Raw genomic sequence first — 19,361 nt, forward strand, 5'->3', positions numbered from 1 at the left:
GCTCAGCTCTCTTCCGCACCGAGTTGACCAGGTGAACCAGGTGAACCGGGACCAGGCGGGCCGGGCAGGACCTCCACCCGGCAGGTGAGGTGCACCGGGCAGGACGCCCGGACGACCGCCAGCACCTGCTCCTCGTCCACCGCCGCGGTGCGCTCGGGCCAGACCCGCACCAGCAGTTCCCCGGAGGGCGCGGGCGGCAACTCCGCGCCCGCGGTGGTGGACCAGGCCACGCCGCCGCCGTCCACGATCTGCGCGCCGACGCCGAGGATCAGCCGCAGCCGTTCCCGGAGCCCGCGCCGGGTGCCCCGCCACCGGTGCAGTTCGACCGCGCGGCCGACCACGGCCCGGCGGACCTCCTCCGGCCAGGCCGGATCGGTCTCGACGGCGACCCAGTCCGCCAGCCACTCGACGAAGTCGGCCGGGGCCAGGCGTGGTTGGAAATAGGCGGGCAGGTTGTCCAGGGTGGCGAAGACCGGGGCGAGGACGGTGTCCAGGCCTGCGGTGAACCGCTGGGCGAAGTCGTCCTCGGCGTAGAGCGCGGGCAGGAGTTCGCCGATCGGATGCGGGCTGGGCAGCCCGGGGACGGCCGCTCTGCTCATCGTTGACCGTCCGCCGGGAGCGCGGCGACCACGACCTGGTGCTGGTGCGAGAAGACCAGCGCGTCCGGGGCGACGTCGACCCGTTCGGCGGGCGCGCCCCGGCGCCCGGTGATCGGATCCGCCGGGAAGAGCCGCAGTTCCTCGACCGCCGTGACCCCGGCCACCTGCTGGAGCACCGCGAACACCTCCCCGTACTGCACGGCCCGGCCGAACGGCCAGCCCCTTCCGTCGGCGCCGCCACGCAGCGGGTTGAGGTGCCGGAACAGGGCCGCGAGCGCCGCCTCCCGGACCCGGTCGCCGTCCGGGGAACGGGTGGCGAGCCGGGCGACCACCGTCACCCCCTGGTAGTCGGGCGGTTGGACGACGAGCCGGGTGCCGACGAGTCGCCGCTCGTCCAGGGCCGACGCGATGGCCGACAGCACCTGCTCGCCGGGGATCAGCTGCTCGAACCGCAGGCGGTCGCCCTCGTCCGCGACCGCGTCGGGGACCACCAGCACCCGCACCGCGCCCGCCTCCCCGGCGACGGCCGGCGCGCAGCGCACCCGGGCCGCCGAGGGGGCGGCCTGCCGGGCGATCAGCTCGAAGTCCCCGGCGGTGACGGCCCGTTCCTGGAGCCGCAGCAGGTGGGGGGCGCGCACCTTGGCGTTCTCCACCGTCTCGCCGTCGACCCCGCCCCTGGCCGCCTCGCGGTTGTCGACCCTGGCCACGTACGGGACGGAGCTGCGCAGCACCGTGATCGTCGCCCGGGCGACGTTCCCGGCGGTGCCGCCGCCCGTGCGGTAGCGCGGTACCCGCAGGTGCGCGCCCTTGGGCGGCACCGCGCCGAAGGCGTGCAGGCCGCCGTCGGGTTCCCGGACGGCGGGCGGGAACGCGAACTCGCCCGTGGTCGCGTCGATCACCACGTGCCGGTCGGTCGGCGCCGAGTCACCGAAGTGCTCGACGGCCGTCCACCGCTCCCAGCCGTCGCCGGCCGCGACCTCGACCACCGGGGGCCCGCCGTCGAGCAGGACGGGCGGCCTGGCGAGCCGGAAGCGCTGGCCCGCGACGCCCTCCGAGGTGCCGAGCGGCGCGTCGGTCACGGTCTGGGCGTGCACGACGGTCGCGGTGCCGCCGACCGTGAACACCTCCGCGCGGCGGATCGTCGGGGACTCCGCGTAGAACGGCTGGCCCGGCTCCGGCGCGGACACCCGGCAGCGCAGCCAGCCCGCCCGGCGCCCGGCGACCACCGAGGCGACCTGCCCGGCGGGCACGAACACCACCACCTCGCCGGGCCGGTTGAGGCCGCCGGTGGTGTCGGAGCCGGTCTCGCAGGCGATCCACCGCGCGCCGTCCCACACCTCCCACGCCAGCGGGGGCTGGCGCGGGTCGACGCCGACGCCCTCGACCCGGCTGTCCAGCCGGACGACGAGGATGCAGCGCGGCACGACGGCCGGCAGCGCGAACAGCATGGCGTCCCCGACCTGGGGGCGCGGCTGGAAGCACGGTACGTCCACGCCGTCGGCCAGCCGTGCCGTGGCGTCGGTCTGCTCCCCCGCGGCGGAGACGGTGACCAGCCGGTCGAGGGAGCTGGGGACGACGGGCAGGTCCTCGGCGGTGGAGAACACCACCGCCTCCTCGGTCTCGGTCCGCAGCGTGGAAACCTCGGTGCCCGCCCGCAGCAGCACCGTCTCGGGCTGTGGGGCCGACAGCCAGAAGTCGACCTCGGCGGTCGCCGCGGCCGGCGGGAAGAGCCGGACGCCCAGCAGGTCGAGGAAGGCCGAGTAGTTCTTCTCCGGCACCCGGTTCAGCCGGTAGAGCAGCTGGTCCACCATGTACGCGAAGGTCTCGATCAGGGTGACCCCGGGGTCGGACACGTTGTGGTCGGTCCACTCCGGGGCCCGCTGCTGGACGAACCGCTTGGCCTCGTCGACGAGTTGCTGGAACCGGCGGTCGTCCAGGTTCGGGGAGGGCAGCGCCATCAGCTCACTCCCCCGGTCACGGCGCCCAGCGCACCCGGGACGTCCTGGACATCCGGGGCGTCCGGCGAGCTCGGGATGGTGTAGAAGGGGAAGACGAGGTTGCGGCGGTCGTTGGTGGACCGCACGGTGTAGTGGACGTCGATGTAGAGCGTGCCGTCGTCGACCGTGTCGAAGGCGATCACCACGTCGTCCACCTCGATGCGCGGCTCCCAGCGTTCCAGCGCGGTGCGCACCTCGCGCGCGATCCGGCCCGCCGTGCCGCCGTCGCTCGGCGCGAACACGTACTCGTGGATGCCGCAGCCGAACTCCGGGCGCATCGGCCGCTCCCCGGGGGCGGTGCCGAGGATCAGCCGGATGGCCTCCTCGATCTCCCGGTCCCGGTCCACCATGCCGATGCCGCCGGTGGCGTTCACCCGCAGCGGGAAGGCCCAGCCCCGCCCGATGAAGCCGCTCACGCGACGCCCCCGATCAGCACGTTGAACGCGCCGGTGACGATCTTCGCGCCGCAGGACGTCTGGTCGCCCACCCGCGCCGCGGGCAGCCCTCCGATCAGGACCAGGCCCCCGGCCGCCGCCGTGGGGCTGGGCATGACGACGTTGCCGGGCCCGAGTTCCACGTGCGGCACGCACACGTGCAGGCTGCCGGTGACGGCGGCCGGGCGGCCGCCGATCAGTACGGTCGCCGCCGCGAGGGCGCCTGGTGGCGGGGTGGTGATGGCACCGCCGTCGCTGGTGGTGTCACCCATCCGGGCTGCGGGGGGCATCTGCGTTCTCCAATCGGGTGGTTCGAGGGGGCCGGACGGTCGGGCCGTGCTGACGGTGGTTCAGTTGATGCGCACGAGGGCCGCCTTGAGCACCGCCAGCGCACCGCCGTCCACGGTGACCCCCGTACGGCCGGTGACGTTCACCGATCCCCCGCGCAGGTTCACCGCCCCGGCGCCGGCGTCGATGGTGATACCGGTGGAGGACAGCCGCACCGAACTCGCCGCCGCCGCACCGGCCGCGCCGAAGACGGTCAGGACGATCTCGCCGCGCTGCTCGTCCAGTCGCACCTCCAGCTTCCGGTCCCCGCTGGCCAGCCGGACGCCGGACTGGCCGCCCGGCACGTCCAGCAGTTCCAGGCGGTGGCCCGAACGGGAGACCAGCGAGCGGCGGTTGACCTTCCCGCCGGCCGGGTCGACCAGCGGCACCTCGTGCGGCGAGGGCTTGTCGACGCCGTTGTAGAGGCCGCCCAGCACGTACGGGCTGTCCAGGCTGCCCTGCTCGAAGCCGACCAGCACCTCGTCGTTCACCTCGGGGCTGAACACGCCGCCGCCGCCCTGCCCGCCCCACTGGACGGTGCGCACCCAGTCGGAGACGTAGGTGTCGTCCAGCCACGGGAACTTCAGCCGCACCCAGCCGCGTTGCGCGCCCCCCGGCTCCCGGACGTCGGTGACCACGGCGATGGCCAGACCGGGCATCCGCGGCCCGCGCGGCACCGCGCCGCCCCCGGCGACGAGCCCCGCGAGGGAGCGGTCCGGCGCCGCGCTGACCACCACGGTCGTCCGGTAGCCGCGGAAGGGCTCGATCAGGTGGCGCACCGCGGTGGCCGTGTAGCGGCCGGAGAAGGCGGCGCCGACGTTGCCCAGGGCGACCGGAACGCCCGCCCGCAGCTTCGGATTGCCCTCGACGACCGCCTCCAGCTCGCCGAACCCGGCGGCCACCGAGGCGGCGACCGACCCGGCCGCGGCCGCCGTCTCCGCCTGCGTGCGGTACGGGGTGTCGGTGACGGTCATCCGCGCCGGTCCGGCGAAGGCGGCGGCCGCCGTCGACGGGCTCATCCCGGGCCGCACCGTCTCGCTGGTCACCGACGGCTCCGTGGCGACCAGGGCCTTCTTGGTGAGGACGTTCCAGCCGCGCACCTCGACGGTGTCCGCCCCGCCGCCGCCCGTCAGCACGCCGCGCAGCTCCAGCAGGTTGCGGCCGTACTCCAGGACCATCGGGTTCTGCGGAGCGGGCGTCGAGGGGGCCGGGGCCGAGGAGGCCTGTTCGGGCTTGACGAACTCCAGCAGCCCCTCGTCGTCCACCCGCACCTGCGCGCCGCTCTCCTGCGCCAGGTACTGGAGGAACTCCCAGTCCGAGACGTTGGCCTGCGACAGCTGCTCGTGGACGACGGGGAACGCGTCCACCCGGCCGCAGCCGAGCCCGGCGCCCGCCGCGACCTGACGGACGATGTCCGCCGTCGACATGTTGCGGAACCCCTTCACCCGGCGCCCGCGCATCAGCCGGTGGGTGACCGCGGACGCCCGCACCACGGTGAACGAGCCGGTGGTGTCCACGTCCAGCTCCAGCGCCGTCACCTCGCCGGTGAACAGCCGCACCTGCGCGTTGCCCTGCACCGTCATCACGGAGACCCGCAGCCGGGTGCCGATGGTGACCCCGGTCGCGGAGAGGAAGGTGTGGTCCGCGTCGCGGAACATCAGCACGGCCGTGTCGGGCAGGCCCGTGCTCTCCTCGATGTCGCAGGAGACCAGTTGGGCCGCCCAGACCGGCGGCAGCGGGCCGGGCGCCTCGACGATCGGATCCGCGGCGAAGGAGCGTCCGCCGCGTGCCTCGGGAGTGGTCATGGCCGCCCTCCTCGGGTGGGCTCGTCGATCCCCGGCACGATCAGTTCCACCCCGGGGACGAGCACCATCGGGTCGTCGATGTCGTTGGCCTCGGCGATGGTGCGCCACGCCGTCGCGTCGCCGTACTCGCGCCAGGCGAGCAGCGGCAGGCTGTCGCCCGCGATCACCCGGTGGGTGCTGCGCGCCTCCATCGAACCGGAGGTCGGGTTCTGGCCCGGCGTGTCGACGCTGGCCTCGTCGATGGTGAACGAGCAGGTGGCCCGCAGCGGCTTGCCGTCGACGTCGAACAGCGAGTAGGTGACCTGAAGGCCGGTCAGCACCCCGTTGAACGACGTCGTCGACGACGTGCCCCAGTCCAGCCGGATCCACGGGCTCGCCGGCTTCTTGCGCGCCAGGCTCGCCGGAGTCGGCACACAGGCCGTCATCAGCTGCTCCACCGCCTTCTCCACGGAGTCGTCATGGGTCGCCGTCGCGTCGAGGAACACCTCCATGGACAGCGAGCGGGGCCCGCTGCCGACGAACTCGGGCAGCGCGGACTCGGCGGCCATCCGGGACGGGGTGCGGCGCCACTCCGAGGACTTCCGCAGCACCAGGCTCGACGGGTTGAACTGGAGCGGGAGCCTCGCGATCACCCCGCCGGGCTGGGCGCCGACCGTCGCCGGCGGCTCCATGATGGCCAGTTGGGCCCGGGTGACACTCGCGGGGACGTCTGACATCCCGCACCTCCTTCCGTTCGTCGTCCGATGGGTGGCCTGCGCCGGGGGTGGCGCGCCGTCACGATGACGGGCGCAGCCCGGCGTGGGCGATCTCCAGGGACTCCATCGCCGCCTGCGAGTTCGCCGGGTCGAACGACGGGCCCTGCCAGCGGACGGGCACGATGCCGAGCACCTGCCAGCTGACGATGGGGCTCAGGTCGGGCCGCAGGGCCACGATTTCACCGTTCTTGGGCTGGACCCGCCGCACGGTCTCGTCCAGCCAGCGGGCGATCTTGACGGTGTCCGCGGTGACCGCGCGGGTGAGCGTGATGTTCGACCAGGTGATCCGGCCCGGCAGCTGCCAGGAGAAGCCGTTGTTGCCGCCCTCGGCGTACTGGTGGATCTCGACCTCGGCGCCCAGCCCCGAGCACGTCGTGAACTCGCCCAGATCGTTGCCGCCGATCGTGAGCTTGAAGAACACGCTCGTCGCGAAGATGTTGTCGGTCATTCCTGCCTCCGTCGCCCTGCCCGCCTGCCACCTGCCACCTGCCACTGCTGCCCACCGCGCCCCGAGCGCTCAGCGACGGCCGTCGTACGGCCGCCCGGCGCGCTCCCTCCCCCTGCGCAACTCCGCGCGCAGCAGCCGTCCGACGGGCTCGATCAGGCGCCGGGCCAGTTCGTCGAGGTCGGCCCCCGACGTGGGCCCGGTCGACGATCCGCCGCCCTGCTGCGCGGGCGTGGCCGCGGTCGGCGGCGGGGGCGGGGCGGCGGTCTGGACGGTCACCAGAGTGCGGGCCGGTACGGCGGTCAACGGCACCCCGGACAACCCCGCCTGCTCCGCCACCCGTTGCAGCACCCGGGCCGTATCCGTCGAAGGCCGCGCCGGCCCGGACGAACCCGAAGACGGGCCCGCGCCGTCCCGGGACGGCGCGGTCCACGACCACGACCCGGTGCGCAGCGGCGACTCCCCGCCCGCCGCCGGTCCGGCGAAGCCGCCCCCCGCCACGCCCGGCGTCCAGGCGCCACCGCTCGGCAGCGGCGGCGCCGCGGACGCGGGCACGGCCGGGCCGGCGGGCCCGGCGACCGGCAGCCGCTGGACCATCGCCGGGACGGCCGGGGGCGCCGGGGCGCTCGGCGGGGTGAGTCGCACCAACGGCACGCTCGGAACACGGCCACCGGAGGAAGCGGAGGAGGCGGCGGGCGCGGACGCGGGACGCCCCCCACGAGCGGCGGGGACGGCAGGGGCTGCGGCAGACGCCGGCGCATCGTCGGAGAAGGCCGGTCGCACGGTCGGCTCGACCGGGCCGGGGGCAAGGACAGCGGCAGCGGCGGCGGCAGTAGCAGCAGGGCCATCGACAACAGGGCCCGCGGACACCGACCGCTGCACGCTCGCAGCGCGCCCGGCAGGGGAGGCGCCCACGGCCGCCGGGCCCGCATCGGCCACGACGACCGGGGGTGCTGGACGCTCCCCGCGCCGCACCCGACCGGCGGGAACCACGACCGGCACCGCAGCACCTCGCGGCTCCGCCGACCGGACACCCGGCTCGACGGGGCTCGGACCGCCGGAAACCGAACGCTGCACCGCCGGACCCCGACCGCCACGCTCCGCAGCCGCCGACGGCACCGGAGTCTCCCCGCGCCGCGCCCGCCCGGACGGGGCGGTGCCGGGCGCTACGGGCTGCCCGCCCGGCGCCTCCGGACGAGGGACCCCGGCCGTCGTCGAACGCTGCACACCAGCCCGCCCCGCCGGCGGACCGCCGCGCTCCGACCGGCGCGTATCCGCCTCCATCGGGCCAGTTCCGGGGCCGACGGCCACCGGAGCTGAGCCACCAGTCGCCGGACCCCGCACACCTGCACGCGCAGAGGGGGCACCACCGCGCCCCGACGGCCGCGGCTCCTGCGCCGCCGAGCCGGCCGACGCCGACGAGCGCGCATCCGCCCTCACCGGGCCGGCTCCGCCGGGCACCGAACGCTGCACGCTCGGACGCCTCACGGCAGCAGAACGCCCCGCCGGGCCCGAGCCCGCAGAGTCGGCGGAGCCGCCGGACGTCGATCCCCGCGCACCCGCACGCGCCACCACGGCACCCCGCGCACCCTGCGCCGCCGGGCCGGGGCCTTCCGGGTCCGCCGGGGACGCCGGTGCCGCCGGGCGCGCGGCGTCGGGTCGGCTCGCCTGGGCCCGTCGGGGCAGGCGCAGGACGGCGGCGGCCCGGTGCCGCCAGCTCGCGGGTGCCGCCGGTTCCGGAAGGACCGGCGGCACCTGGGTGCGCGCGGGCGGCTCCTGCGGCCAGGCGGCCCTGACGACGGGCGGGACGGGCGTGGGCGCCGGCGCTCGGCCGGACACCGGTCCGGGCGCCGTCGCCGGTGCGGCAAGCGTGGACGCCATGCGGCGCTCGCCGAGCAGGCCGAGCGTGCGGTGGCCCGGCCCGGCCGCCGGACGTGCGGCGCTGCCACCGATCGGCGAGCGGGCCACGACCAGCGGGCCGGGCTCACCCGGCGCAGCGGTCGGCCGCACGTCCCGGGCGCCAGCGGTACCGCCGGTGCCACTGGTACCACCGCTGCGCCGGGCCCGGCGGGCCGCGTCCTGCGGTGCCGTCCCGGGGGGCGACTGCGGCCCGGCGACGGGGCCGGGCTCGGAGGAGCCGCCCTGCCCGCTCGTGTCATCGCTTCGCGTGCCGGGCGCGGCCGCACGCTGGACTGCCGTGGAGCCCGGCGCGGCGACGGGCTTGCCCGTGGCGCGAGGAGCGCCTTCCGGGCTCGGGGCCGCCGCGCTTCGGCCGACCGACTGCGGCGGTGCGGAAGAGGCGGGGTTGTCGGGGGTGGCGGGAGTCCGTGGGGTGTCGGGAGTCGCCGGAGCGCTGTGGGCCGGGGCCGTGGTCCGCTGGACGGGGCCGCGCCGACCGTCGGGCGTACCGGCGGCCCGTGCTCCGGGTGCCGCGCCCGCCGTCGGCGGCAGCGCGGCCAGCGGCGCGCCCAGGCCCCCGTGCATGCGGGCGTTGGACGATTCGGGGCGCGCCTGTTCGGCGCGCGGCTGGGCGGCGCGCTGCGCCGCGGTCGGACCGCCACCGGTCTGGACGGCGCGCTGTACGGGAGCGTCCCCGCGCCGTCCGGGCTCGGGGCGGGCAGAGCGAGCCGAGCGCGCCGGACTGCCCGGTGCCGACGGTTCCTCGCCGTCCGACCCGCTCCCCGCCGGAGCGGTCGGCTGCGCGGGCGGGGAGACGATCGGCATCGGCCCCTGCCCGGCCCCGGGGCCGGGTACGGGCCCGAGGCCTGCCGCACCGTCGGCGTTGAGCCGTGGCGAGGCGCTGGCGGGCAGCGAGGTCAGCGGGGCGCCGAGCACGGGTCGGCCCGGTGCGGCGCCTCCCCTCGCGCTGCCTCCCCTCGCGGCACGCTGCACGGCGTCGCCGGTGTGCGGGGTCGGGGTGTCGGTCGGCCGCACCGGGGCTGGTTCCGAGGTCTCGGACGGCCGCGCGGTGGCACCCGGCTCCACGACGGGCGGAGCAACGTCGGCGGACTGCTCCACCGGCTTCGCGCCCTCGGCAGGCTCCACCGGCCTCGCGCCCTCGGGACGCTCCACCGGCGCGACGGCAGCGGAACGTTCCACCGTCGCCGCGCTCGCGGCACGCTGCACCGGCCGGGGCGGGATCACGGCCACCGCGCGTGTCGGCAACGACCGGGGGCGGGGCGCGGCGGTCAGCGGCTTCCCGACGCGGCGCGCCGGGACCGGCCGGGCAGGCACGGCGTGCCCGGCAGGCGGCACCTCGGAACCATGAGCAGAGGCAGGGGCAGGGGCAGGGGCGGGGGCAGGGGCGGCGCCGCCCTCGGCGGCCACCGCCCGTACGGGCAGCCGTCGCACCGCGGCGCCCGACCTCTGCACCTGCCGCACCCGACCGAGCCCACCTGTCGCGCCCGGCCCGTCCCCCGCCGAAGCCAGGACCGAGTCCGAGGCCGGATCCGCAGCCGCCGACGGCGCCACCGCCGCTGCGGCGTACGGCAGCACGGGCCCGTCCGCCCCGGCGGAGACCGCCGGTCCGGGGGGCCGTGCCACCGCCCGCAGGATGCCCGCCGGGGCGGACGGCAGGACCGCGTGCCCGAGCGCGCCGGTCAGCGAGGGGTTCTGCCAGGAGGCGAGCCGGGAGCGGAACCGCAGGCCGTCGCTGACCCCGCCCGCCGCCCCCGCGAGGGTCGGGGTCAGGGGCGCGACCGCGCGCCAACCACCGTCCGGGGCGGGCGCGTCGGCCCGGGGCGAGGGAGCCGCGTCACCCGTGCCGCCCGTAGCACCTGAGGCACCCGTAGCACCCGGGGCGCCCGAAGCGCCCGCCTCGCCCGGCCCGCCGGCCTTCCGGCGCCCGAGCCGGTCCCGAATCCCCATCCCGCGCTCACCCGCCTTCGTTGACGCGGGTGTTGATCCGCGCGATCTCCCGCACCCACGCGCGGCGTTCCTGGTGGGACAGGTCGAGGATGTCCTCCCGCTGCCAGTGGAAGTGGTAGGCGATGTACGCGACCTCCTCGTACAGCCGGGTGGTCGCGTACGTCACCATTCCCCCAGGCGCCCACCAGCGAGGTCGACCTCGAAGGAGCCGTCGCAGTGCGGGCAGGTCACCGCGGCGCGGGTGTGGCCCTCGCTGTTGATCCGCTGGTAGAAGTCCTGGAGGAACGCGACGTCGGTGGCGTACATCTGCTCGACGACGCCGGCGTGCACGTCGGTGACGGTGCCGAGCCGGGTGATCACGTGGCTGAGCAGCACGACGCTCAGGTACGCCGGGTTCTCCTTGACCCGCAAGTCGATCTGGGGCATGAGTTCGTCCCGCGCGGTGGCCAGGCGCATGGCGCCGTGCCGGTGCAGGGTGCCCTCGTCGTCCAGGTACCCGCGCGGGAGCTCGAACTCGAACTCCGTGTGCAGCCCGTGCCCCTGGGGGCCCCGCCCCCGCTGCGGCGCGGCGGCCTGCGGGGCCGGGGCCGCGGCGGGAGCGGGGGCGGCTGACGGAGCCTGCTCCAGGAGTTCGTCGAGGCTGATCCGTCGTCTCATTCGACGGTGATCTCCTCGAACACGATGGTCACCGTCTCGGTCGCGGCGCTGGACTCACCGGCGGTGAGGGTGGGGCCCTCCCACCGGCTGGCCCAGGCGTTCATCAGCTGGATCCGCCGGAGGGTGGCGCCGGTGGTGTCCTTGACCTCGATGGTGAGGTTCTGGCGCGCGGTGTTGATCGCGCCGTTGTTGAGGGTCTCGTTGATCCACTTGGTGAACGCCCCGCTCTTGTCGAGCCCGCGGGTGATCGTCACCTCGCCCGGGAGCCGCGCGCCGGGCTGTTTGCGGACGATCAGCTTGCCCTGCTGGGTCACCTGCTTGTACTCGACGACGTCCTGGTCGACGGTCAGGTTGCTGATCTCCTTGACCGACTCGACGTTGTAGCCGCCGAGTTGGACGCCGAATATGTGTGTGGAGAGCGGATCGCCTTCAGCCATGACTTCCTGTCACCTTCCGGTCTGTGCTGGCCTGCTGGTCACTCGTTGACGAGGCTCGTGCTGTCCGAGAACTGGGAGAGCCGGAACACCACGAACTCGGCGGGCTTCACCGGAGCGACCCCGATCTCGCACACCACCTGCCCGAGGTCGATGGACTCCTGCGGGTTGTTCTCACGGTCGCACTTGACGTAGAACGCCTCCGCGGCCGTGGCGCCGAACAGCGCCCCGCGTCGCCATTCCTCGGTCAGGAACGCCGTGATGTTGCGGCGGATGCTGGACCACAGCCGGTCGTCGTTGGGCTCGAACACCACCCACTGGGTCCCCAGGAGGATGGACTCCTCCAGGTAGTTGAAGAGCCGCCGCACGTTGAGGTAGCGCCACGCCGGGTCCGAGGAGAGGGTCCGGGCGCCCCAGATCCGGATGCCGCGCCCGGGGAAGGCCCGCACGCAGTTGACGCCGATCGGGTTCAGCAGGTCCTGCTCGCCCTTGCTGAGGCGGATCTCCAGGTCCACCGCGCCGCGGATGACCTCGTTGGCCGGCGCCTTGTGCACGCCGCGCTCGGCGTCGCTGCGCGCCCACACCCCGGCGGCGTGCCCGCTCGGGGGGACCATCGTGTTGCGGCCGGTCGCCGGGTCGAACACCTTGATCCACGGGTAGTACAGGGCCGCGTAGCGGGAGTCGAAGCCCGCCTCGTTGTTGCGCCAGTTGCGCACCTGCTGGGCGCTCAGCCCGGGCGGGGCGTCCAGGACGGCGATCCGGTCGCCCATCTGCTCGCAGTGCGACATCACCGCGAGCTGGACGGTCCGCACGCCCTCGGCGTCGATGTCCCCGCGCTGGTAGGCGCTCATCAGGTCGGGCACCGCGACCATGGTGATCTCGTCGATCGCCTCCAGGCCGGAGAACCCGGTGCGGGCCGAGGCGTCGCCGACGTACTCGGCGGGGCTGATCCGGGTCGTGGCGGCGGGGGCGACCGGCCCGGGCGCGGGGGCTGCGGCGAGGGCGAGCGTCTGGCGCTCCGGGCGGCTCGGCGCGGTGCCCGGCTGCTCGCTGACCGCGACGAGCTTGGACTCGCGCAGCTGGGTGACGACGTAGCCCTTGGTGTTCTTGCGGGTCGAGACGTCGTACGTCTCGGCGACCTCGGCGCCCTTGCGGACCACCAGCCGGAACCGGTCGTCGGGAACGTTGTCGCCCTCGACGTCGGCGATCTCGACGGTCAGGTCGGCGCCCCCGGCGGGCAGGGCCGTGAACAGGAAGCCGGCGTGGGCGGTGGGCGCGGGCGCCGATCGGGCGGCCGGCGGCCAGCCGCCGGCCGTGTCGCCGCCGGGCTCGCCGATCCGCACGACGTAGACGGCGCCGCCGCCGTTGGCGAAGAAGCCGTAGACGGCGTGGGGCAGGTAGGTGCCTTCGGAGAAGCCGCCGAACTGCTGGACGTACTGGTCCCAGTTGGTCACCAGGGTGGGCTCGTGGAAGGGGCCGGTCTGGGCGAAGCCGACGAGGGCGGCGACGGCCGTGCCGACACCCTCGATCGGCCGGGCACCGGACTGGACCTCCTCCACGTACACGCCCGGGGTGAGGTACGACGGCATGCTCGCTCCTTCGGGGTGGCCGATCATTCGCCACCGAGTCTGCTGCCGGGCCGCCGCCCGCGACATGTCCGCAGGTCCCGGACCAGGGGCAGAGCCGCTGCCCCGGCGGGCACCCCGGCGGGCACTTGCCGACCCGCCGTCGTCGCGCCGGCCCGCGGCCCGGCACCGGCCCGGCCGCGCGCTCAGGCCCGCCCGGTGCCCCCGGAGGCACGCGACCACGGCCCGAACTCGCTCTCCAGGACGAGCCGGCCGAGCTTGCGGTACTCCCGCTCGACCGCGAACACCAGCTCCGCCATGCCCAGCGGGCGGCCCGTCTCGGCGGCCAGGTAGGCCGCGGTCACCGCACAGGCCCGGATGGAGCCGCCGGCGAGTTCGAAGTGCCGTGCGCAGAACGCCAGGTCGAGGTCGTCGCCGCGGGGGATCCGCGGGCCCAGGCAGCGCTCCCACAGGGCGTGCCGCTGTTCCTCGTCCGGCACCGGGAACTCCGCGATGACGTCCAGCCGCCGGGTGAACGCCTCGTCGAGGTTGGCGCGCAGGTTGGTCGTCAGCACGGCGATCCCGTCGAAGGACTCCATCCGCTGCAACAGGTACGCCGACTCCACGTTGGCGTGGCGGTCGTGGGCGTCCTTGACCTGCGACCGCTTGCCGAAGATCGCGTCGGCCTCGTCGAACAGCAGGACGGCGTTCACGTGCGAGGCCTCGGTGAAGATCCGCTCCAGGTTCTTCTCCGTCTCGCCGATGTACTTGTCCACGACGGTGGACAGGTCCACGACGTACAGCTCCATGCCGAGTTCGGCGGCGACCACCTCGGCCGACATGGTCTTCCCGGTGCCCGACTCCCCCGCGAACAGCGCGATCACCCCGCGCCCGCGCCCTCCGCCCGGCCGCATCCGCCACTGGCCGAGCACCTGGTCGCGGTGCCTGGCGCGTAGCGCGAGCTCGTGCAGCTGGCGCGCGGTGGGCTCGGGCAGCACCAGGTCGTCCCACCCGACGGCGGGCTCGATCCGGCGGGCGAGGCGGGCGAGCCCCGCCCCGTTCTGCGCCCGTACGGCGGCCCGCAGGTCGTCGGCGGTCACCGGGCGGTGTTCGGCGGCGGCCGTCCTGGTCGCGACCCCGGCGGCCCTGACCACCTGGTCCTCGTCCAGCTGGTACGGGGCGACGGCCTCGGCCAACTCGGCTCTCAGCACGCCCTCGTACGGCCCTTCTCCAGGGCCTTCCCCAGGGCCTTCCCCAGGGCCGTCCGCACGGTCTTCCCCGGGTTCGCCCGAAAACCCACCCGAAGGCTCGTGCGAAGCCCCGCCCAGCGCGTGCGCCCAGCGCTCGGCGCGCTGCGCCGGGTCCAGCGGCGGGGCCACGAGCACCACCGGGCTCTCCTGCGCCCACGTCGGATCCCACGGGCGCGACCCGTGCACGAGCAGCGGCACCTCGGCGAGTTCCGCGCACAGCTCGCGCAACAGCCCGGCTCGCTCCGGGCGTTCGGGTTCGAGCCGCTCCAGCGGGCCCAGCACCACACCGCTGCCGCTCAGCCGCGCCTCCCGGGCGAGCGCCCGGACCACGGCCTCCGGGGGGCGGGCGGCGAGCGTGGTGACGTCGACGACCAGGGCCCGGCGGCCGAGGCCCGCGAGGGCGTCGACCGCGAGCCGTCCGGCGTTGCCGCCCCGGTCCAGCAGGTGCACCAGTCCGCCGCCGTTGGCCACGGTGGCGCGCAGCCGGCGCGCGGCCTGCGGCGGGGTGCCAGCACCGGACCGGCCGACGCGGACGAGCCCGCGCAGCGTGCCGTCGGGTTCGTCCGAGCCGAGCAGATGGGCCGTCACCCGGTCGGGCAGGCGCAGGCCCCGGGAGAGCAGCGGGCGCTCCGGTTCGGTGACCTCCAGCAGGCCGCCGGCGATCAGCGGGGCCTGGGCCGAGAAGCGGAACCGGCCGGCGCCCGCCCCGGACAGCCCGCACAGTTCGAGCGCGAGCCCGATGGTCGGCCGGCGCAGGGTCAGGTCGTCGTTGAGGTACCCGTAGAGCCGTTCGAAGCGGGTGTCGAGGTCGGGGGCGAGTGCCACCAGCAGGAGTTCGAGGTCCAGCGGGAGCAGTCCGAAGCCGTCGACGAGCCGTTCGGTCCTCGATCCGGGCGGTGGCGGCGGTGGTTCCCCGAGGTCGGCGCCGGCCCGGCCCGTCGCGGCGGGCGCCGCGAGGATCCGTTCCGCCGCCTCCGGGGTGAGGTACTGGCCCCGGTACGGGTCGTCCGGGTCCGGGTCGTCGGCCCTGCGCTCGCGGACGGCGGCCCGGATCCGCTGTTCGAGGCGGCTCAGCCGCTCCCACAGGTCGTCCAGGTCCGCGGCGGGCCCGCTGGTGGCCGCCGGTTCGAGGTCGAGGGTCATCGCGGCGCACCGCCGCGCCGTCTGCGGCCGGGCGGCAGCCGGCGTTCCCGGGGCGCGGCGAAGCCGTCCGCGCCGGGGTCCGTGCCGCCCTCGTAGCGCAGCCGGCGGCCCGGGTCGGCCGTGGCCTCCGGGGTGTCGTCGCCGCTCTCGCCATCCTCTCCGCCCTTGTCGACGGCGCGCAGCACGAGCCCGTCGGTGACCGGCGGCCCCGCCTGGGCCCGCTGGCCGGACAGCGGGGCGAGCACCCTGAGGTCGATCGAGGGCTTCAGCTCGCCGCCGAGGGCCGACCACACGTCGGACACCGACGGCATGCCCTCGCTGCGCCCGGCGGTCTCCAGCCCGACGGTGAGCCCGAGTTCGGCGAGCGTTCCGGTGAGCAGGCGGGCGGGCAGCGCGTCGGCGGCCGTCAGGCAGCGGAGCACCTCCGACAGCAGCCGGTGCTCGTCCTGGGCCCGGTTGGTCCACGCCGTCACCAGGTAGGCCAGTTCGAACCAGCGGGGCGCGCTGCGCCAGGCCACGACCACGCCGTCGGCGTCGTGCTGCTCGGCGGCGCCGGCCTGGCGGCGGGACACGTCCTCGCGGATGCCGTAGAGGAAGACGCTGACGGTGGGGGCGTTGCGCCGGGCGGCCCAGTCCCGGGTCGGCGAGTCGAAGACCAGCTCGATCCCGCGTTCCTGGAGGCCGCTCTCGACGAGCAGGAGCCGCAGCGCCTCGTCGACTTCGTGGATCACCGCCGCTGCACCTCCCCCGGCGGGCCGACGCTGCCGGCCACCACGAGGAAGGGGGTGGTCACCGGGGAGAAGCCGGGGCCGCTCGCGGTGATGGTCCGGGGGCCGGTCTCGTCCTTGGCGAGGATGAGCAGCTGGCCCGCGAAGGTGCCGTCGGCTTTGGGGACGGTGGGTGCCGCGGCGGCGGTGATGCCGGGCGTCCAGGTGAGGGTCACCGGTGTGCCGGGCGGGAAGTCCACGCCGCGGACGGAGGTCACAAAGCCGGGCTTGCCGATCGGCGGCACCGCGACGATGCGGGGCTGGAGGATGCGCAGCGGGGTCCGCGCGACGTGGTCGCCCGGGTCGGCGTCCGTGCCGGTGGTGGTCAGGACGGAGGTGATGGTGGTGTCCAGGGTCGCCTCGGGGGCGAGCACCACCTGCACGACGGCGCTGCCGCCCGGGGGCAGGTCGGCCACGTCGCAGACGCCGCCGGTGCAGCCGGGGGGCATCGGCCCGGTGGGGACGCCGGCGGGCAGGCCGAGCGAGACGCGCAGTCCGGTGGCGAGGGCCTGGCCGTCGTTGCGCACGGTGTAGGTGACGGTGACCCGGCCGCCGACGTACCCGGGGTTCGGCTGGGCTCCGACCGTCACGGCCGGTCCGGCCTTCGGCGCGGGCGGCGCCGGCTGCGGTGCGGGGGCCGGGGCGGGCGGCGGTGGCGGCGGGGCCGGCGGTGAGGAGACGGGCGGCGCCGGGGTCGGGGTCTGGGTCTGGGTCTGGGTCGGTGTCGGCGAGGCAGTCGGGGTCGGGGTCGGGGTCGGAGACGGGCTCGGGGACGGCGACGCGGCCTGGACGGGTACGACCGTCTGCGCGGTGTTGTCCTCGGGCTTCGGGTCGACCACCGCCCCGGTCACCCACCAGCCGAACCGCTGGTCGCCGGCCACGGTGCCGACGACGGTGGCGGTCACCTGGACGACCGCGCCCGGGGCCAGGGTGCCGAGTTCGCACCGGAGGGCGTCGGCGGCGCAGGTGCCGGCCGTGGCCTTCAGCCCGGTGAGCCGGGCGCCCGTCGGCACGGACACGGTGAACGCGGTGCCGGGCGAGGGCGCCGGGCCGTGGTTGGTGACGGTGATGGCCACGGTGGTGGAGCCCCCGATCTGCATCGGGATGGTGGCGGCCGGCGCGCTCAGCGACAGGTCGACGGACTGCTGGACGCTCGGCTCCTTCTGCCGCCCCGGCAGCCTGGAATTGACGGAGGTGAGCCGGCCGGTCGCGAAGTCGTAGCTCTGCAGCGCCTCCGGCGAGTTCGCCGGCAGGGCCCGGCGGGAGGTCAGCACCAGCTGCCCGCCGTCCGCCGTCCAGGCGACGTCGCGGGGCTGGAACGGGCCGGTGGCGGAGGTGTCCGGCAGCGGGCGGCGGCAGGCGTTCCGGTCCTGGCTCAGTCCGGTGGGCAGGACCACCGTGCAGCCGTCGCCGGTCGCCGAGCTGACGAGGACTCCGTTGCGCTGGTTGAGCCCGCCGTCGCCGGTCTTGCGGTTGAAGGCGACGCGCCGGCCGTCGGGCGAGAACGCGGGGCTGTCGTCGATGACGGCGCAGGCGTCCGGGCAGGCCTTACGGCTGAGGTCGGTGGGCCGGTCGAGGGCGTCGGCGGGCACGGTCCACACGTGCTTGTTGCCGCCGTTGCCGTTGACGACCTCGGTCCTGGTGTAGGCGATCAGCTTGCCGTCCGGGGACCACGAGGGCTGGGCCATGGACGCGGCCGGCTGGCCGTTGGTCGGTTCGACGGTGCCGACGATCGCGCCGGTCGACACGTCCGCGATCAGCACCCGTCCGGGGCCGGAGGCAGCCCCGACGCCGCCGGGCGAGGTCCGGGTGAAGGCCATCAGGCGGCCGTCGGGCGAGAGCTCCGGGTCGGTGTCCCAGTCCTTCGGCCCGCGCCCGGCGAGGTTCATCGGCTTCGGGTCGGAGCCGTCGGCGCCGGTCTGCCAGATCCGTTCGATCCGGCCTGCGGGCGAGTCCTCGAAGCGGGTCAGCACGATCCGCCGGCCGTCCGGCGTGTAGGTCTGCCGTTCGAACCACGGGTCGTAGCCGGGGCGGGGGTTGAACAGGGGGTCGGCGGCGGGGTCGGTATTGGTGTCGGCGGCCGGGTCCTCCCGGAGCACGCTGACGCCCAGGTCGCGCGGGTCCGCTCCGTCGGGGCGGATGTCCGACAGGTCGGCCACGTTGGGGGTGTCGGCGCTGTTGCGGTCCACGACGGGCCCGCCGCCCTTCTGGGGGCCGAGCCAGACCGGTGTGCGGACGGCGCGGTCCTCGCTCGCCACCAGTTCAGCCCCGCCGCAGAAGCAGGTCAGGGCGCGGTACACGTTCTCGTACGGCGTCGGGTCGGCGTTCTGCCGGTTGGGGCTGAGGAAGAGCACGCCGCTGCCGTCGGGCAGCCACCCGGCGGACCTGGTCCGCCAGTCGCCGCCGATGCCGGGGAAGAACGCCCGGTCGTTGGTGCCCTCGGGCGAGATCACCCGCAGCTGCGGGCCGGTCTGGCCGGCCTGGTCCCAGGTGTAGACGATCTGGTCGCGCAGGTCGGGCGCGTCCACCGGGTTCCACGCCGGTTCGACGGCGTCGCCGGCGGTCACCGCGGTGATCCGCCGCGCCGCGCCACCGGCCAGCGGCATGACGTAGACCTGGGTGTGCGCCGGGTCCACGTCGCAGGTGTACGCGACCCACTTGCCGTCGGGCGAGACCGTCGGGTGCGCCTCGGAGTCCGCGGTGTCGGTCAGCCTGCGCAGGCCGGTGCCGTCGGTGTTGACCACCCAGAGGTCCCGCTGGGTCTGCCCGTTGCGTCCGCCGGGCTCGACCGCGTCGAACACGACGGTCCTGCCGTCCGGGGCGAGCGTCGGCTCCGCGGTGTCCATGCCGGTGGTGAGCCGGCGCACCGCGCCCGACGCCTCGCGCAGGTAGACCTGGGGCAGCGGGCCGTCCCGCAGGCTGGTGAACACCAGCTGGTCGCCGCGCGCGGAGGGTTCGGTGTCGAAGTGGACGGGGCCGGGCCCGAACAGCGACGCGCTCGACGTCGGCCCGGTCAGCCGCGCCAGGCTGCGGTGGCCGGTGCCGGCGTAGACGATCCGTCCGCTCTCCGCCGTGGCCCCGGCGGCCACCGGGGCGGCGCCTCTTCCGTCGCCGTCGGAGTTCGCGGTGCCCAGTGTCACCACGGCCACGGCCAGGGACAGCAACGTCGCGACGGCGGCTCGCGCCGAGCGCCGCAGGGGGCGGGGAGTGCCGGTGGCGCCGATCACGCTCAACCTCACAGACCGAGAAGGCGGTACGTCCGGCAGTCTCCCCGGCCCGGGCGCGCGGGCGACAGGCCCCGGGCACCCGAGCCGGG

General features: G+C 75.6%; 15 protein-coding genes. All 15 read right to left on the reverse strand.

Annotation, left to right across the window (positions count from 1 at the left end; genetic code table 11):
• Positions 1 to 2: 2 nt before the first annotated feature.
• A complete protein-coding gene (locus ACIQVZ_RS18485) occupies positions 3 to 599 on the reverse strand; it encodes a phage tail protein (RefSeq protein WP_402451138.1) in 597 nt (198 codons plus the stop codon).
• Positions 596 to 2,557 carry a putative baseplate assembly protein gene (locus tag ACIQVZ_RS18490; RefSeq protein ID WP_350881812.1) on the reverse strand — a complete coding sequence of 654 codons (1,962 nt, stop codon included), beginning with the start codon at positions 2,555 to 2,557 and terminating at the stop codon, positions 596 to 598. The genes ACIQVZ_RS18485 and ACIQVZ_RS18490 overlap by 4 nt, the downstream gene beginning before the upstream one ends.
• Positions 2,557 to 3,012: a GPW/gp25 family protein gene (locus ACIQVZ_RS18495; protein ID WP_350881814.1), complete on the reverse strand. Its 456-nt coding sequence runs from the start codon at positions 3,010 to 3,012 to the stop codon at positions 2,557 to 2,559. Before ACIQVZ_RS18495 ends, ACIQVZ_RS18490 begins: the two co-directional genes overlap by 1 nt.
• Positions 3,009 to 3,320, reverse strand: a complete 312-nt coding sequence (locus ACIQVZ_RS18500) for a PAAR domain-containing protein (RefSeq protein WP_350881816.1) — start codon at positions 3,318 to 3,320, stop codon at positions 3,009 to 3,011. The genes ACIQVZ_RS18495 and ACIQVZ_RS18500 overlap by 4 nt, the downstream gene beginning before the upstream one ends.
• Before the next feature lie 60 nt (positions 3,321 to 3,380).
• Positions 3,381 to 5,162, reverse strand: coding sequence for a VgrG-related protein (locus ACIQVZ_RS18505; protein ID WP_350881818.1), 1,782 nt, complete (start codon positions 5,160 to 5,162; stop codon positions 3,381 to 3,383).
• Positions 5,159 to 5,878, reverse strand: a complete 720-nt coding sequence (locus ACIQVZ_RS18510; RefSeq protein ID WP_350881820.1) for a peptidase M23 — start codon at positions 5,876 to 5,878, stop codon at positions 5,159 to 5,161. The genes ACIQVZ_RS18505 and ACIQVZ_RS18510 overlap by 4 nt, the downstream gene beginning before the upstream one ends.
• Before the next feature lie 58 nt (positions 5,879 to 5,936).
• Positions 5,937 to 6,365 (reverse strand): phage tail protein, encoded by a 429-nt coding sequence (locus tag ACIQVZ_RS18515; RefSeq protein WP_063346010.1) that lies wholly within the window; start codon positions 6,363 to 6,365, stop codon positions 5,937 to 5,939.
• Between the two features lie 69 nt (positions 6,366 to 6,434).
• Entirely contained in the window at positions 6,435 to 7,007 is a 573-nt protein-coding gene (locus ACIQVZ_RS18520; protein ID WP_402451142.1) for a hypothetical protein, read from the reverse strand.
• Between the two features lie 3,229 nt (positions 7,008 to 10,236).
• Complete coding sequence (locus ACIQVZ_RS18525; RefSeq protein WP_347878560.1) at positions 10,237 to 10,395, reverse strand: DUF6760 family protein; 159 nt, start codon at positions 10,393 to 10,395, stop codon at positions 10,237 to 10,239.
• The gene (locus tag ACIQVZ_RS18530; RefSeq protein ID WP_350881824.1) at positions 10,392 to 10,886 is read right to left on the reverse strand and encodes a hypothetical protein; all 495 of its coding nucleotides are present in this window, start codon (positions 10,884 to 10,886) and stop codon (positions 10,392 to 10,394) included. The genes ACIQVZ_RS18525 and ACIQVZ_RS18530 overlap by 4 nt, the downstream gene beginning before the upstream one ends.
• On the reverse strand, positions 10,883 to 11,323 hold the full coding sequence (locus tag ACIQVZ_RS18535) for a phage tail protein (RefSeq protein WP_063346012.1): 441 nt from the start codon (positions 11,321 to 11,323) through the stop codon (positions 10,883 to 10,885). Before ACIQVZ_RS18535 ends, ACIQVZ_RS18530 begins: the two co-directional genes overlap by 4 nt.
• A 38-nt stretch (positions 11,324 to 11,361) precedes the next feature.
• Positions 11,362 to 12,909, reverse strand: a complete 1,548-nt coding sequence (locus ACIQVZ_RS18540; protein ID WP_402451146.1) for a phage tail sheath family protein — start codon at positions 12,907 to 12,909, stop codon at positions 11,362 to 11,364.
• 182 nt (positions 12,910 to 13,091) lie between these two features.
• Entirely contained in the window at positions 13,092 to 15,278 is a 2,187-nt protein-coding gene (locus tag ACIQVZ_RS18545; RefSeq protein ID WP_402451148.1) for an ATP-binding protein, read from the reverse strand.
• Complete coding sequence (locus ACIQVZ_RS18550; protein ID WP_402451150.1) at positions 15,275 to 16,009, reverse strand: DUF4255 domain-containing protein; 735 nt, start codon at positions 16,007 to 16,009, stop codon at positions 15,275 to 15,277. The genes ACIQVZ_RS18545 and ACIQVZ_RS18550 overlap by 4 nt, the downstream gene beginning before the upstream one ends.
• Positions 16,006 to 19,269 (reverse strand): hypothetical protein, encoded by a 3,264-nt coding sequence (locus tag ACIQVZ_RS18555; protein WP_402451287.1) that lies wholly within the window; start codon positions 19,267 to 19,269, stop codon positions 16,006 to 16,008. Before ACIQVZ_RS18555 ends, ACIQVZ_RS18550 begins: the two co-directional genes overlap by 4 nt.
• Positions 19,270 to 19,361 lie beyond the last annotated feature (92 nt).

The organism is Kitasatospora sp. NPDC098663 (genome assembly GCF_044760075.1).
Taxonomy (GTDB): Bacteria; Actinomycetota; Actinomycetes; order Streptomycetales; family Streptomycetaceae; genus Kitasatospora.

Excerpts from the sequence above, each read along its gene's own strand:
- ACIQVZ_RS18505 (WP_350881818.1), bottom strand. The coding sequence starts at position 5,162 with ATGACCACTCCCGAGGCACGCGGCGGACGCTCCTTCGCCGCGGATCCG.
- ACIQVZ_RS18510 (WP_350881820.1), bottom strand. The coding sequence starts at position 5,878 with ATGTCAGACGTCCCCGCGAGTGTCACCCGGGCCCAACTGGCCATCATG.
- ACIQVZ_RS18530 (WP_350881824.1), bottom strand. The coding sequence starts at position 10,886 with ATGAGACGACGGATCAGCCTCGACGAACTCCTGGAGCAGGCTCCGTCA.
- ACIQVZ_RS18485 (WP_402451138.1), bottom strand. The coding sequence starts at position 599 with ATGAGCAGAGCGGCCGTCCCCGGGCTGCCCAGCCCGCATCCGATCGGC.
- ACIQVZ_RS18500 (WP_350881816.1), bottom strand. The coding sequence starts at position 3,320 with ATGCCCCCCGCAGCCCGGATGGGTGACACCACCAGCGACGGCGGTGCC.
- ACIQVZ_RS18515 (WP_063346010.1), bottom strand. The coding sequence starts at position 6,365 with ATGACCGACAACATCTTCGCGACGAGCGTGTTCTTCAAGCTCACGATC.
- ACIQVZ_RS18490 (WP_350881812.1), bottom strand. The coding sequence starts at position 2,557 with ATGGCGCTGCCCTCCCCGAACCTGGACGACCGCCGGTTCCAGCAACTC.
- ACIQVZ_RS18535 (WP_063346012.1), bottom strand. The coding sequence starts at position 11,323 with ATGGCTGAAGGCGATCCGCTCTCCACACACATATTCGGCGTCCAACTC.
- ACIQVZ_RS18540 (WP_402451146.1), bottom strand. The coding sequence starts at position 12,909 with ATGCCGTCGTACCTCACCCCGGGCGTGTACGTGGAGGAGGTCCAGTCC.
- ACIQVZ_RS18545 (WP_402451148.1), bottom strand. The coding sequence starts at position 15,278 with ATGACCCTCGACCTCGAACCGGCGGCCACCAGCGGGCCCGCCGCGGAC.